This window comes from Fictibacillus sp. 5RED26, from assembly GCF_015903895.1.
GTDB classification, from domain to species: Bacteria; Bacillota; Bacilli; order Bacillales; family Fictibacillaceae; genus Fictibacillus; species Fictibacillus phosphorivorans.
The window spans coordinates 21,100-35,296 of record NZ_JACZDU010000013.1 but is presented as its reverse complement, the minus strand read 5'-3'; the positions used below and the strand labels follow the sequence as shown (position 1 = coordinate 35,296).

Below are 14,197 nucleotides of genomic sequence, written 5' to 3'. Positions count from 1 at the left end.
GTGGGGAAGGATGGAGCCATCAATGAGTACGTATGTAGATCCTACATTGAAAGTTTTTACGTTAAATTCTAACAAGGAATTATCAAAGGAGATTGCTCAGCACATTGGAATTGAGCTTGGAGAAAGTTCAGTAACCAAGTTTAGTGACGGGGAAATTCAGATTAACATTGAGGAAAGTATTCGTGGTTGTGAAGTTTACGTTATTCAATCAACGAGTGACCCGGTTAACCAACACTTGATGGAACTGTTAATCATGATTGATGCTTTAAAGCGTGCATCTGCAAAAACAATTAACGTAGTAATGCCTTACTATGGTTATGCACGCCAAGACCGTAAAGCTCGTGCCCGTGAGCCGATCACAGCTAAACTTGTAGCTAACCTGCTTGAAACGGCTGGTGCAACTCGTGTTATTGCAATCGATCTTCATGCGACTCAAATTCAAGGCTTCTTCGACATCCCGGTTGATCAATTACTTGGTGTGCCGATCTTAGCAAATTATTTTGCAAACAAAGAATTAGATGATATCGTTATTGTATCGCCTGATCATGGCGGAGTTACTAGAGCGAGAAAGATGGCAGATCGCTTAAAAGCACCAATCGCTATCATTGATAAGCGTCGCCCTCGCCCGAACGTATCTGAAGTTATGAATATCGTAGGTAACATTGAAGGGAAAACAGCGATCTTAATCGATGATATTATCGATACAGCTGGAACGATCACTCTAGCAGCTAATGCACTTGTAGAAAACGGCGCGAAAGAAGTTTATGCATGCTGTACGCACCCTGTTCTTTCAGGCCCTGCAATGGATCGTATCCAAAACTCTTCTATTAAAGAGCTAGTTGTTACAAACACGATCGTTCTTCCTGAAGAGAAGAAGATCGATAAAGTAACACAGCTTTCTGTAGCTCCTTTATTAGGAGAAGCAATCATTCGCGTTCACGAGCAACTATCTGTATCTAAATTGTTTGATTAAGATCTTATAAAGCTCTTCTATAGAGATCGTTGCATATGAGATTTTTTCACTCTCATCTTTGAAAAGTTGATTGAAGTGGAAGGTGCGAGACTCCTGGGGGATCAGCGGGACAGGTGAGACTCTTAACAGCGCATAGCGCTAAGAGGCTCACCGCACGCCCCCCGGAAAGCGAGCATCCTGAAACGGAAATCAACGACTTTCAAGAGCAACCAGTAAAACACTAATCAACTTTCGCTTAAGAAGTGCTTGCTAAATCGATTTCTAACTTCACGTTTTAAAATCTTTCAGTTCGGGTAATGCTTTAAAGAGACTCGAAATAGGAAAGGTGGATCTCATTATGGCAACGAATCTAACAGTCGAAAAAAGAAATACAGACAAACGTTCGATTTTAACGGAATTAAGAAGTAAAGGGCATTTCCCAGCAAACTTATATGGTTATGGGACTAAAGCTGTAGCTCTATCTGTTGATGAGCCAGAATTTATTAAAGCTTACAGAGAAGTTGGTAAGAATGGCGTACTTAAATTAAAAGTAGATGGAAAGAATTATTCTGTCATGGTACAGGATATGCAAGTTCATCCTTTGAAAAATTCTGTTACGCACGTAGACTTCCTAGCAATTGACTTAAATAAAGAAACAGAAGCAGAGGTGCCGGTTGTTTTAACAGGTGAATCTGTTGGTGTTAAAGAAGGCGGAGTTCTTCAGCGTGTGCTTGCAACTGTAAATGTTAAAGCACTACCTGCTGATTTCCCAGAACAATTGGAAGCTTCTGTAGACGATTTAAATATTGGTGACTCCTTATCTGTTAAGGATTTGCCTTCAGGTAAGAAATACGAAATTCTTCATGAAGAAGACGAAGTGATTGCGAGTGTAACACCTCCAAAACTTCAGGACGAAGAAACGGATGAAGAAACAGAAGAAGCGGATGCTGAAGGAGATGCTCCAGAATCCACTGAATCTGTTGCTGATGACAGTCAAGAAGAAGAAAAGTAAGTCGAATAGAATAAATGAATATAAAAACGCAGCGGCCGCTGCGTTTTTATTCTGTTATCCCAATTGTGTATAATGTTTATAAGACAATTGAAGGTAAGGTGAACATAGAGTGAAATTGTTTATTGGGCTCGGGAATCCAGGATCTCGTTTTGATGGCACCCGGCATAATATAGGTTTTGAAGTGATCGATACATTATCAGACTCCTTAAATATCCCCATGCAGCAAACCAAATTTAAAGGAATTTACGGAACCGGTGTGGTTGGAGGAGAAAAAGTATTCTTGTTAAAACCACTAACGTATATGAATTTATCTGGAGAATGTATAGGGCCTTTCATGGATTATTTTCAGATCCCTTTAGAAGACATGATCGTCGTGTACGATGACCTTGATACTGTACCAGGAAAATTAAGACTTCGTACAAAGGGAAGTGCGGGTGGGCATAACGGTATTAAATCTATGATCGCTCACCTTGGCACCCAAGAATTCAAAAGGATCCGATTTGGTATCGGACGCCCGACGAATCAACAGCCAGTTCCTGATTTTGTATTAAACCGTTTTTCTAAAGAGGAACTCGTAGATATCGAACAGGGTATCGACCGATCTGTGAAAGCTTGTGAAGCTTTTTTAGACACATCGTTTGATAAAGTTATGAATAAGTTTAACGGCTAAAGAATAGATTACACATGTTCCGCTCATAATGGTTAGTATAATGCTAACCGAAAGGGGACTGTGCATGGCTATTCATTACCGGTGCAGGCATTGTAAAACACATGTTGGCTCAATAGACCATCATACTGTTAATGCGGCACAGCTTGGATTTGAAACATTAAGTAACGAAGAACGGCAGGAATTACTCTCCTATAAAGAGAATGGAGATATAGAAGTAACAACGACATGTGAGGATTGTCAGGATACGCTAGAACGTAATCCGGAGTATCATACGCTGAAATCCTTTATTCAATAAGTAATGCTTTGGCCACAGCCTATCTAAGCGGGCCAAAGCCTTTTTCTGTTTAAAATGCTGATACAAAATAGATTCTATGCTTTAGATTGTGCTTCATCATAGCAAAGTTGATTGGAGTGCAAGGTGCGAGACTCCTGGGGGATCAGCGTGACAGGCGAGACACTTAATAGCGCATAGCGCTAAGAGGCTCACCGCACGCCCCCCGGAAAGCGAACATCCTGGAACGGAGATCAATCACTTTCAAAGCAATAGAACCAATGACTAGCTCTTGTGAGAGGGGGAGTAAGAAATGCTTGGATTGAAGAAATATTTTAGTCAGGGAGAAGACTTGAAATCGATAATGGATGGCATTAATGGGGGGCTGAAAGAGCAACTCGTCGCTGGTCTTTCAGGCTCTGCCAGGACGATGCTCATCAGCAGTCTTCACGAAAATACAGGAAAACCTCAACTAATCGTAACCCATAATCTGTTTCAAGCCCAAAAACTATATGAAGATCTAACTTCTCTTTTATCTGAAGATGAAGTTTATTTATATCCTGTAAATGATCTGATCTCATCTGAGATGGCCATATCGAGTCCTGAATTAAAAAGCCAAAGAATCGAGGCTTTAAATCAACTGAGTCGATCTTTTAAAGGTGTCATCATTACACCTGTTGCAGGGTTAAGGCGATACTTGCCACCAGTTGAGGTATGGGAAAAAGCAGGTCTTTCTTTTCAGATAGGGGAAGATATCGATTCGGATGAAATATTAAAAAAACTAGTTGCGATGGGTTATGAACGGTCATCGATGGTCCAAACACCTGGTGAGTTTAGCGTTCGCGGGGGGATCATCGATATTTACCCGCTTACAGAAAAAAATCCTGTTCGGATCGAGCTCTTTGATACAGAGATCGATTCTATTCGATATTTTGAAGCAGAAACACAGCGTTCGCAGGATAAGGTAAAAACGATTTCTATTGCACCAGCTGAAGAACTTATTCTTTTTGATGAACATTATAACAACGCAGCAGACCGCATTGATGCGAAGCTGGCATCTACTTTAAAAAATATTAAAGATGATGCACTTAAAGAAACACTCGTTGAAAATATTAGCTATGAAACAGGAAGATTGCGTGAGAAGCAGCAGTTTCAAAGCATGTATAAATACGCATCGCTCTTTTACGATGAACCTGCGAGCCTCTTGCAATACATATCCCCTGATAGTTTAGTGGTTATGGATGAGATCGGCCGAATACAAGAAACAAGTCAGCAGCTGGATAAAGAAGAAGCAGAATGGCAGACGGCACTTCTTGAGCATGGGGAGCTTGTTCAGGACCTTACGATCTCGCCAGATACGAATGGCTTGCTAGGTGATAAAAAAGCATTTCCTATTATTTATCTATCGCTGTTTTTAAGACATGTGCCTCACACACAGCCTCAAAATATTTTGAACGTAGAATGTAAGAGCATGCAGAATTTCCACGGTCAGATGAACGTTTTAAAAGGTGAGATGGACCGGTGGAAGAAGCTCGGATTTGCGATCGTTTTTATAGCGATGAACAAAGAGCGGGCAAACCGGCTTGAACGCGTACTTGCGGATTATGAGATGGATGCAGGTATCATGGGGCCAGATCAAAACATTCAGCCGAAGACGAGTCAGATCTTACTTGGAGATCTTGGAAGTGGATTTGAATCTGTAAAGCAAAAGCTTGTAGTTATCACAGAAGAAGAAGTATTTACGAAAAAGGCGAAGCGTCCTGCAAGAAAACAGAAGATGACGAACGCAGAGCGGATCAAGAGCTACTCAGAATTAAAAGTAGGCGATTACGTCGTTCACGTGAATCACGGGATCGGTAAGTATTTAGGGATTGAAACGCTTGAGATCAAAGGGGTTCATAAAGATTACCTGCATATTAAATATTCCGGCAATGATAACCTTTATGTACCGGTTGAGCAGATCGATCAAGTTCAAAAATATGTAGGATCTGAAGGCAAAGAACCTAAGATCTATTCTCTAGGCGGTAGTGATTGGAAGAAAGTGAAGAGCAGGGTTAAGTCTTCTGTTCAAGATATTGCAGATGATCTGATCAAGCTTTATGCAGAGCGTGAAGCAAGTAGAGGATATGCTTTTGCAGAAGATGGTGCAGAACAGAGTGAGTTTGAGGGAAGCTTTCCTTATCAAGAAACGGACGATCAGCTTCGTGCTATCGAAGAGATCAAAAAAGACATGGAAAGCATCCGTCCGATGGATCGGCTGCTTTGTGGAGATGTAGGTTACGGAAAAACGGAAGTGGCCATCCGTGCTGCGTTTAAAGCCATCATGGACGGCAAGCAAGTGGCGTTCCTTGTTCCTACTACGATTTTAGCTCAGCAGCACTTTGAAACGTTTCGTGAGCGTTTCTCCGAGTTTCCGATCACCATTGGCAGTTTAAGCCGTTTTCGATCCAAAAAAGAGCAGAATGAAGTGCTTAAAGGATTAAAAGCAGGCACGGTCGATATAGCGATCGGCACACACCGCCTGCTTTCTAAAGACGTTCAATATAAAGATCTAGGCTTGCTCATCATAGACGAGGAGCAGCGTTTTGGTGTTACACATAAAGAAAAGATTAAAACGCTAAAATCAAACGTTGATGTGCTTACGTTAACGGCAACACCTATTCCGCGTACACTCCACATGTCGATGCTAGGTGTTCGGGATCTATCTGTCATTGAAACACCGCCTGAGAATCGTTTCCCGGTTCAGACGTATGTGATGGACTATAATGGTTCTCTTGTTCGAGAAGCGATCGAGCGAGAGATGGGTCGCGGTGGTCAAGTGTATTTCTTATACAACCGTGTAGATTCAATCGAACGAATGGCAGAGCAAATCTCTATGCTTGTTCCTGATTGCCGTGTTGCTTATGCTCACGGTCAGATGTCTGAGAATGAGCTGGAGAGTGTCATGTTAGAGTTCCTAGAAGGAAACTATGATGTGTTAGTATCTACAACGATCATTGAAACGGGTGTAGACATTCCTAACGTAAATACATTAATCGTGTACGATGCGGATAAGATGGGTCTCTCACAGCTCTATCAGTTAAGAGGACGTGTAGGGCGTTCTAATCGTGTTGCTTATGCGTACTTTACCTATCAACGGGATAAAGTGTTAACAGAAGTCGCTGAAAAACGTCTGCAGGCAATCAAAGAATTTACCGAGTTAGGATCAGGTTTTAAAATCGCGATGCGAGATCTTTCTATTCGTGGTGCTGGTAATCTTCTAGGTGCACAGCAACATGGATTCATCGATTCGGTAGGTTTCGATCTGTACTCCCAGATGCTTGAAGAAGCGATTCAAGAAAGAAAAGGCAACAAGCCGAAAGAAGTGGAAGAAGATGTTGATCTCAATATTGAGGTGGATGCTTATATTCCAACTAATTATATCGGTGACGAAAAGCAAAAGATCGAGATGTACAAACACGTACGTGCTGCGAAAGCTTTAAAAGATATTTCCGACTTGCAAGAGGAATTTATCGACCGTTTCGGCGATTATCCTGTAGAAGTCGAATGTCTGCTCTTAGTGGCGGGCATTAAACTCCGTGCTAAACGAGAAGGCATCAAGTCGATCGAACAGAAGCAGGATACAGTCAACATGATTCTTAATGAAAAGACGACTTCATTGGTTGATGGAGGAAAGATGTTCGAGATCGCCAATAAGATAGGGCGACATGTAAATCTCGGGATGCAGGGTAACCTGATGAAAGTTATCATTAACCGCAAACGGGTGAAGGACTTGGATCTGTTGAAGCAGATTGATCTTTTCCTAAAAGAAATGAAGCATGCAAGGAAAGAAAAGACAACAAATACACCTTAAAAAATAATAACCCTCTCATTCGTGAATAGAACAGGAGATGTAACAAATAATAAACCTAGAAAATGGAACATTCTTTCAGTGAAGGAACCATTTTGTTGTTGCATCAATGATTCATCATCTTCCGAAAGAGAGGGCATTTATTTATATGAAAGCAACTGGTATCGTTCGACGTATTGATGACCTCGGGCGCGTTGTTATCCCAAAGGAAATCCGCAGAACACTTCGGATTCGTGAGGGAGACCCGCTTGAGATTTTTGTAGACAGAGATGGAGAGGTTATCTTAAAAAAATATTCTCCAATCAATGAGCTTGGTGATTTTGCAAAAGAATATGCAGAGAGCCTTGCAGACAGTACAGGTCATGTCGTGTTAATTGCTGACCGTGATACATACATTGCGGTAGCTGGCGGATCCAAGAAAGATTATCATAATAAAAGCATCGGTAAAGTAGTGGAAGCATCCATGAGTGACAGAAAAACTTTGGTTGAATCTAACGGAGCTGATGCTGAACTAATCGATGGAATCAAAGAAAACACATCCCATGTTATCGCGCCGATCATCGCAGGTGGAGACCCGATCGGAGCAGTCGTTATGATTGGAAAAGAAGGCAAGAAGCTTACAGAACTAGAGCAAAAACTTGCTGAAACTGCAGCTGGATTTTTAGCAAGACAGATGGAGCAATAAGAAAGAGCGATTCTGCTCTTTCTTTTTTTTTGCGCTGTTGGAACGAGTTGTCTTCCTAATGATGTGCTCTCTTTACGTAACTGTGGTGAATCTTATATCGCAAGGCGATATACACGGACTATGGTATAATACTTTGAAATTATGTTCATCCAAAACAGAATGTGTCGACAATTGTCGTCCCGGGAAATATAAATGCTATAAATTTTGAGGTACTTCATGAAATCAAAGAAATATTCCGTATGGGAAGGGGCTTTGCTGCTTACTGCAGCTGCCATTATCGTAAAATTACTTAGCGTCATTTACAGGATTCCTTATCAGAACATGACCGGTGATTTTGGTTTTTATGTGTTTCAGCAAGCTTATCCGTTTTATGCGATTGCGGTTGCTATTGCGTTTACAGGATTTCCAATGGCTTTATCAAAAATGATCATTTCAGAGAAGAACAACGATGATCATTTAATCAAAACAGCAGCATGGACTTCTGTGATGTTAGGTTTATTGTCGTTCGTATTCTTGTTTTTCGCGGCACCGTTTATGGCAGGGTGGATGGGAGATCGGCATCTTGAGCTGCCGATCAAGGTAATCTCCGTTCTATTTCTGTTCATTCCACTTTCCGCATTTTTTAGGGGGGCATATCAAGGGCTTGGCGATATGCAACTGACTGCTGTTTCGCAGTTGATCGAACAGACCATTAGAGTTTCAGGTATCTTACTTTTATCTTATTATTTCGTTTTAAAAGAGTACTCGAGTTACGAAACAGGAGCAGCAGCTCTCTCAGGATCAGTCATTGGCGCACTCGCGTCAGGGTTGTTTCTTTTATACTTTTGGAAAAAAAGAGCTGCGGGTACTTTTAGTACTGAAGCAAGATTCAGGTTCCTATATGCCGCAGAGCTGTTGAAGACGAGCATCTATTTGTCATTAAGCGCGCTGATTTTAGCTTTAATGCAGCTTGTTGATGCCTTTCTTTTCATTAATGTCTGGATAGAAAGCGGTATGGATGCTTATGACGCGAAACTTCTAAAAGGAGTTTTTGATCGTGGACAGCCTCTTCTTCAATTAGGAACAGTAGCAGCGGCATCTGTAGCACTTGCTGTCGTACCGGAGATGGCATCTCTCGTTTCAGAAAAGAAACAAAAAGAGATTCGATCTCTTGCAAAACTCGCTGTAAAAATTTCAGTCATTTTTGGCGGAGCGGCTGCAGTAGGGCTGATCTGTATTATGAAACCCCTCAATGTTATGCTGTTTAAAAATGATAATGGATCACTAGCTCTAGCTATCCTCTGTATATCGATTATTTTTGTATCGATCATCTATACGACAACAGGACTTTTACAAGGGATCGGTCAAGGAAGATTTGCAGCCTACACCGTTCTTATAGCAGTATTGATAAAGGTTGCGGGTAACTTACTTCTTATTCCTTCTTTCGGCATGGAGGGGGCGGCAGTATCTACTGTATCGGCTACCATGGTTGCAGCGATTGCCCAACTGTTGAAGCTTCAGTTCGTTACGAAGTTTTTAAACGGAAGCAGAATAACAACACCACTCAAACTATTGATATCTTTAAGCTTGATGGGTGCAGGTGTATGGACATGGATGTTTATGGCTGAGAACTATTTATTCATGGCTGACACTCGGTTTCAAGCGATGCTGATTAGTATTAGTGCTTCATTTATTGGTGCAGTAATTTACATCCTATGTATCTTTATGTTCAAACTATTTTCTCAAAGTGAATGGAATTCAGTCTTTCATTCTATTGGTTTTATTCAAAAAGTGTTTAAACGTCTTAAAAAAAGGAGACCATGATGACGAAGAAGATTACGATTATCGGTTTAGGTGCAGGAGATCTAGACCAGATGACACTTGGCATCTATCGCATGTTAGAATCAGCTGAAAAAGTTTATGTGCGTACCATTCATCACCCTGCAGTCGAAGAATTAATGAAACAAGGAAAACACTTTGTAGCGTTTGATGAAATCTACGAAAAACACGATCAGTTCGAACCGGTTTATGAAGAAATTGCTGAAACTTTATTCCATAAGGCAGAAGAAGAGGGCCATGTCCTTTATGCTGTGCCGGGTCACCCGTTAGTTGCAGAGCAAGCTGTTCAGATTCTGCTTCATCAAAGTGAAAGTAAAGGGATCGAGGTTTCGGTAGCAGGCGGAAAGAGTTTCCTTGACGAAATGTATACGGCGCTTAAGATCGACCCGATCGAGGGGTGCCAGATTCTTGATGGGAACTCTTTAAGAAAAGATGAGGTTCAGATTAGACATCATCTTGTTATCGTGCAAGTATACGATAACTTTATCGCTTCTGAAGTGAAGCTCACGCTGATGGATAAGTATCCAGATGATTATGAAGTAACTGTTGTCACCGCAGCAGGCAGCGCAGAGGAGTCTATCAAACGCGTCCCTCTATACGAGCTAGATCAATCTGTAACATTAAATAACTTAACAGCTGTCTATGTTCCTCCAGTAAAAGAAGAAGAACTGCTGTTCAGAGACTTTGCTTTTTTAAAAAGTGTCATAGCTCGACTGCGCGGTCCTGGAGGCTGTCCATGGGATCAAAAGCAAACACATGTTACGTTAAAGAAGTATTTGATCGAAGAAGCTTATGAAGTGTTAGAGGCGATTGACGAAGAAGACGATGATGCTCTTGCTGAAGAGTTAGGCGATGTGTTGCTTCAAGTTCTACTTCACGCACAAATTGGTGAGGATGAAGGCTTCTTTGCTTTAGAAGACGTGATTGAGACGTTAACCGAGAAGATGATTCGTCGCCATCCGCATGTATTCAGCGATGTTTCTCTTGATGATGCAGACGAAGTTGTTGCCAATTGGGATGCTATAAAATCACAAGAAGCAGGGAAAGAAGATCGTGAGTCCTTACTAGACGGTGTGCCAAAGGGCATTCCAGCTATTCAAAAAGCGTTTCTTTTTCAAAAAAAGGCAGCGAAAGTCGGTTTTGACTGGAAAGAGGTAGAGCCGGTAGTCGATAAGATCTTAGAAGAATTAAAAGAGTTTCAAGAAGCGGAAGGTGACGAACGACAAAAAGAATTAGGTGATCTGTTGTTTTCGGTCGTAAACTTAGCACGCTTTTATAAGATTGATCCTGAAGAAGCTCTAAATGAAACAAACCGTAAGTTTAAGAAGCGCTTTAACTACATCGAGCAGGCACTTAAGGAGCGTGATCTTTCGTTTCAGGACGTTACTTTAGAGGAAATGGACCGTTTTTGGAACGAGGCAAAATAATTTTTTTTTCAACAAAGAAGGATTATAGTGAAAAATAGAGAATATTTTCTCGAGAAATATCATGAAACCCTTAACTATAAGGGGTTTCTAGCGAAATCTTTGATAGAAACCTTAGGAGGTAATTAAAATGAACAAAAATGAATTGGTAACAAATATCTCAGAAAAGTCAGGACTTACTAAGAAAGACGTAGAAACAGTCGTTAATGGCGTAATCGATGAAATTACTTCTGCTCTAAAAGACGGAGACAAAGTACAGTTTGTTGGATTTGGAACTTTCGAAACTCGTGAGCGTTCTAGCCGTACTGGCCGCAACCCTCAAACAGGTAAAGAAATTCAAATCCCAGCAGCGACTGTTCCGGCATTTAAAGCAGGAAACAAGCTGAAAGAAGCTGTTAAGTAAGCATGCGCTTAGATAAATTTCTGAAAGTCTCGCGCCTGATCAAACGGAGAACCGTGGCGAAAGAGATTTCAGATCAAGGTCGTATCTCCATTAACGGTTTGCAGGCGAAGGCTTCCTCTGATGTAAAAGTAGGGGACGAGCTTGCGATCCGTTTTGGCCAAAAGCTTGTAAAAGTTAAGATCAACGAGCTCAAAGATACGACAAAAAAAGAGGACGCGGATAACATGTATACCGTCCTTGAAGAAAACCGCATCGAAACGACTGAGTAAAGAACCTGATTTTTTTCAGGTTCTTTTCTTTTTTTTGCGAAAAATTTGGATCACTTACGAATCATTGTCATATAACAAGCAGAATTGAAGGGGTTGTTTTTCAGCAAACCTTTCCATACAGCTTGTTCTATTCTCTACTCTTGTCTCATACATTTGTATGGAATAGAGGAGGGGAATGTATGGACCAACGATATGATCTGAATGGATATAATCAAAAAGTGAGCACACCAAATCACGATGTAAGAATGATAGGAAGAAAGAATTTAGAGATCACGGGTGTTAAGCAAGTTGAAAGCTTTGATAATGAAGAGTTTTTGCTTGAAACAACGATGGGCTTTTTAGCGATCCGCGGGACAAACTTGAAGATGAAAAATCTTGATGTGGAGTCAGGTGTTGTAAATATTGAAGGCAAAGTATTCGACCTCGTTTACCTGGACCAGCAGACAGGCGAAAAGACTAAAGGCTTCTTCGGCAAACTGTTCAAATGACCTTAACTGTACAGTTTGAAACTATGCTTTCTATGGTTTTCATGGGAATCTGGATCGGGATGTCTGTCGATACGTACAGCCGATTCATCCATGAAAAACGAAAGTGGCATTGGCTTCATTTTTTTAACGATCTGATGTTTTGGCTGGTACAGGCTTTGCTGGTCTTTTACGTTCTTCTGCATGTGAACCACGCGGAGATTCGATTTTATATTTTTATTGCTCTTATTTGTGGATATGCGGCGTACCGAGCGCTCTTTGAACGAATCTATAAAAAGATACTTGAGTGGATGGTCTCAGCGGTTGCGTCACTTTTTCGTTTTTTATACCGTTTGCTTAACTCTTTAATCGTTATGCCGATAAAATGGTTAATTATGCTCATATCCGCAATTCTTTTATATGTACTTAACATCTTGCGAAAAATTATTATGGTACTATTCATGATTCTTTTTTCTCCTTTTAAGTGGGTTGGAAGACTCATATGGCGTTTCATACCAAAGCAAAAATGGTATAATTTAAAAGAGAAATATTTAAAATTTGCAGGGTTTTTAATTTCTGCGAAGAATAAAGTCAGCAATTGGAAGGGAAAAAAGAAGTAAAGGAGGGGAACAGCGAACAAATGCGCCAGAAAAAAATAACAGAGATTCACTCACAATACATCCAGAATAAAGAGCGTCATGAGCAAGTGATCGCTAAGCGTAAGCGTGGTTTATACAGGCGCTTAACGGGGGCTTTTATCGTATTTTCCTTTTTTGCTTTTTTAATTATTACGGGTATTGCAGAACAGCTCTCCCTTTTAAATGAAAAACAGATGGAACAACAAGAGTTAAGTGACGAATACAAAGCTCTTTTGGAAGAAAAGTCACAACTTAAAGATGAAGTGAATAAACTAAAAGACGAAGAATACATTGGAGAAATCGCCAGACGCGACTTTTTTATGTCAAAACCTGGTGAAACAATCTTTAAACTTCCAGAATAAAGCATTAAGCGTAGATTGACACGCAGATTTTTTCGATTGTATAATAAGTAATGATATCTTAGGAGATTTTTTAAGGAGGAGCATTTTTTGCATGTCAATTGAAGTAGGCAGCAAGTTGCAAGGTAAAGTTACTGGGATTACTCATTTTGGAGCGTTTGTAGAGCTGCCAGGGGGTACAACAGGACTCGTGCATATTAGCGAAGTTGCGGATAATTACGTAAAGGACATCAACGAATTTCTTAAAGTTGGTGATCAAGTCGAAGTTAAGGTTATGAGCGTCGAAAAGGACGGGAAGATCGGTTTATCTATCAAGAAAGCAAAAGAAAATGTTGCATCTGCTAGTAGACCAGCTCCTGCAAGAGGCGGATTTAACAAATCTCGCAAAGGTCCTAACCGAGGCGGTAACAACCATTCAACGGCATTATCTTTTGAGGATAAGATGAACAAATTCCTTAAAGATAGTGAAGATCGACTCACTACTTTAAAGCGTAGTACTGAATCAAAAAGAGGTGGCCGCGGCGGCCGAAGAGGATAATTGTTGCATTTTTAATGCTCATTCATCTATATATATGGCTAGCACTCTATTCTTCAAGAATAGAGTGCTTTTTTGTTTGTGGTAGTTAGTCGTTAATCTTTATGTCAGGATGCTATCGTTTTCTACATTGTTAAATAACAAGAAAGTTTTCATGAAATCTGTTTCTTCCAATTCCTTTTCATCTTTGAAAAGTTGATTGGAGTGGAGGATGCGAGACTCCTGCGGGACAGGTGGGCAGTCGGAAGAGTGGAAATGGCTCGTTCAGCACCGACCAGCAAAAGTTGAATGAGCAATGAAGGCGCACTTTGCCTTCTTGAACGTTTAACTTTTGACCTCGAGGGGCTAGCCATTGCAACTAGACAGGTGAGACACTTAAGAGTGAAACGTACAAATGTGGCTCACCGCCTGCCCCGCGGAAAGCGAGCAGTCTGGAGCGGAAATCAACTACCTCTAAAAGCATCAAAGCTTAACGAAACAGTCTTTTGAAAAACTAGACAAAAAACTTTTTCGACAAATTTTTAAAGAACCGTTGACAGAGTGGTCGTATAGATGTAATATACTACTTGTGTCTTTTACAAATGGCGGTGTAGCTCAGCTGGCTAGAGCGTACGGTTCATACCCGTGAGGTCGTGGGTTCGACTCCCTCCGCCGCTACCATTTTTAATTTTGACATATACATACAAACGTACAAGAGTATCCGCTAGCGGGTGCTCTTTTTTATTTTGGTTATTTGCTTCCCTTCAATAACTTTTTAAACATCTATCCTTTTATTTTTTTCTTCATAATTCTCCTTAATAACTTCAAAAATGAAACTTCCTTTTCTCTTTTTGTAAAAATGTTGTCC

At 40.7% G+C, this 14,197-nt stretch carries 14 protein-coding genes and 1 tRNA gene; all 15 read left to right on the top strand.

The features are described 5' to 3' along the window. Positions 1-22: 22 nt before the first annotated feature. Complete coding sequence (locus tag IHV10_RS21780; RefSeq protein ID WP_066390512.1) at positions 23-973, top strand: ribose-phosphate diphosphokinase; 951 nt, start codon at positions 23-25, stop codon at positions 971-973. A 337-nt stretch (positions 974-1,310) separates the two neighbouring features. Continuing rightward, the gene (locus tag IHV10_RS21775; RefSeq protein ID WP_197134468.1) at positions 1,311-1,964 is read left to right on the top strand and encodes a 50S ribosomal protein L25/general stress protein Ctc; all 654 of its coding nucleotides are present in this window, start codon (positions 1,311-1,313) and stop codon (positions 1,962-1,964) included. Between the two features lie 109 nt (positions 1,965-2,073). Then, positions 2,074-2,634 (top strand): aminoacyl-tRNA hydrolase, encoded by a 561-nt coding sequence (gene pth, locus IHV10_RS21770; RefSeq protein ID WP_197134466.1) that lies wholly within the window; start codon positions 2,074-2,076, stop codon positions 2,632-2,634. Positions 2,635-2,698: 64 nt separating this feature from the next. Continuing rightward, positions 2,699-2,929: an anti-sigma-F factor Fin family protein gene (locus IHV10_RS21765; protein ID WP_191755355.1), complete on the top strand. Its 231-nt coding sequence runs from the start codon at positions 2,699-2,701 to the stop codon at positions 2,927-2,929. A 289-nt stretch (positions 2,930-3,218) separates the two neighbouring features. After that, complete coding sequence (gene mfd / locus IHV10_RS21760; protein WP_197134464.1) at positions 3,219-6,758, top strand: transcription-repair coupling factor; 3,540 nt, start codon at positions 3,219-3,221, stop codon at positions 6,756-6,758. A 145-nt stretch (positions 6,759-6,903) separates the two neighbouring features. Then, positions 6,904-7,440, top strand: coding sequence for a stage V sporulation protein T (spoVT, locus tag IHV10_RS21755; protein ID WP_197134462.1), 537 nt, complete (start codon positions 6,904-6,906; stop codon positions 7,438-7,440). 216 nt (positions 7,441-7,656) lie between these two features. Then, a complete protein-coding gene (locus IHV10_RS21750) occupies positions 7,657-9,243 on the top strand; it encodes a putative polysaccharide biosynthesis protein (RefSeq protein WP_197134460.1) in 1,587 nt (528 codons plus the stop codon). After that, positions 9,243-10,685: a nucleoside triphosphate pyrophosphohydrolase gene (gene mazG / locus IHV10_RS21745; protein WP_197134456.1), complete on the top strand. Its 1,443-nt coding sequence runs from the start codon at positions 9,243-9,245 to the stop codon at positions 10,683-10,685. The genes IHV10_RS21750 and mazG overlap by 1 nt, the downstream gene beginning before the upstream one ends. A 127-nt stretch (positions 10,686-10,812) precedes the next feature. Continuing rightward, positions 10,813-11,085 carry an HU family DNA-binding protein gene (locus IHV10_RS21740; RefSeq protein WP_066238167.1) on the top strand — a complete coding sequence of 91 codons (273 nt, stop codon included), beginning with the start codon at positions 10,813-10,815 and terminating at the stop codon, positions 11,083-11,085. A gap of 2 nt (positions 11,086-11,087) precedes the next feature. Then, positions 11,088-11,354: an RNA-binding S4 domain-containing protein gene (locus IHV10_RS21735; protein WP_066390530.1), complete on the top strand. Its 267-nt coding sequence runs from the start codon at positions 11,088-11,090 to the stop codon at positions 11,352-11,354. 179 nt (positions 11,355-11,533) lie between these two features. Then, positions 11,534-11,842 carry a sporulation protein YabP gene (gene yabP / locus IHV10_RS21730; protein ID WP_066390532.1) on the top strand — a complete coding sequence of 103 codons (309 nt, stop codon included), beginning with the start codon at positions 11,534-11,536 and terminating at the stop codon, positions 11,840-11,842. Further along, positions 11,839-12,438 carry a spore cortex biosynthesis protein YabQ gene (yabQ, locus tag IHV10_RS21725; RefSeq protein WP_197134453.1) on the top strand — a complete coding sequence of 200 codons (600 nt, stop codon included), beginning with the start codon at positions 11,839-11,841 and terminating at the stop codon, positions 12,436-12,438. The genes yabP and yabQ overlap by 4 nt, the downstream gene beginning before the upstream one ends. Positions 12,439-12,458: 20 nt before the next feature. Continuing rightward, positions 12,459-12,818 carry an FtsB family cell division protein gene (locus IHV10_RS21720; protein WP_197134451.1) on the top strand — a complete coding sequence of 120 codons (360 nt, stop codon included), beginning with the start codon at positions 12,459-12,461 and terminating at the stop codon, positions 12,816-12,818. A gap of 91 nt (positions 12,819-12,909) precedes the next feature. Then, positions 12,910-13,353 (top strand): S1 domain-containing RNA-binding protein, encoded by a 444-nt coding sequence (locus IHV10_RS21715; protein WP_066390538.1) that lies wholly within the window; start codon positions 12,910-12,912, stop codon positions 13,351-13,353. Positions 13,354-13,933: 580 nt separating this feature from the next. Next, positions 13,934-14,010, top strand: a tRNA-Met gene (locus IHV10_RS21710). The last annotated feature ends 187 nt before the right edge of the window (positions 14,011-14,197 follow it).

Coding starts and splice junctions, on each gene's coding strand:
- IHV10_RS21780 (WP_066390512.1), top strand. CDS start 23: ATGAGTACGTATGTAGATCCTACATTGAAAGTTTTTACGTTAAATTCT.
- IHV10_RS21775 (WP_197134468.1), top strand. CDS start 1,311: ATGGCAACGAATCTAACAGTCGAAAAAAGAAATACAGACAAACGTTCG.
- IHV10_RS21765 (WP_191755355.1), top strand. CDS start 2,699: ATGGCTATTCATTACCGGTGCAGGCATTGTAAAACACATGTTGGCTCA.
- mfd (WP_197134464.1), top strand. CDS start 3,219: ATGCTTGGATTGAAGAAATATTTTAGTCAGGGAGAAGACTTGAAATCG.
- spoVT (WP_197134462.1), top strand. CDS start 6,904: ATGAAAGCAACTGGTATCGTTCGACGTATTGATGACCTCGGGCGCGTT.
- IHV10_RS21750 (WP_197134460.1), top strand. CDS start 7,657: ATGAAATCAAAGAAATATTCCGTATGGGAAGGGGCTTTGCTGCTTACT.
- mazG (WP_197134456.1), top strand. CDS start 9,243: ATGACGAAGAAGATTACGATTATCGGTTTAGGTGCAGGAGATCTAGAC.
- IHV10_RS21740 (WP_066238167.1), top strand. CDS start 10,813: ATGAACAAAAATGAATTGGTAACAAATATCTCAGAAAAGTCAGGACTT.
- IHV10_RS21735 (WP_066390530.1), top strand. CDS start 11,088: ATGCGCTTAGATAAATTTCTGAAAGTCTCGCGCCTGATCAAACGGAGA.
- yabP (WP_066390532.1), top strand. CDS start 11,534: ATGGACCAACGATATGATCTGAATGGATATAATCAAAAAGTGAGCACA.
- yabQ (WP_197134453.1), top strand. CDS start 11,839: ATGACCTTAACTGTACAGTTTGAAACTATGCTTTCTATGGTTTTCATG.
- IHV10_RS21720 (WP_197134451.1), top strand. CDS start 12,459: ATGCGCCAGAAAAAAATAACAGAGATTCACTCACAATACATCCAGAAT.
- IHV10_RS21715 (WP_066390538.1), top strand. CDS start 12,910: ATGTCAATTGAAGTAGGCAGCAAGTTGCAAGGTAAAGTTACTGGGATT.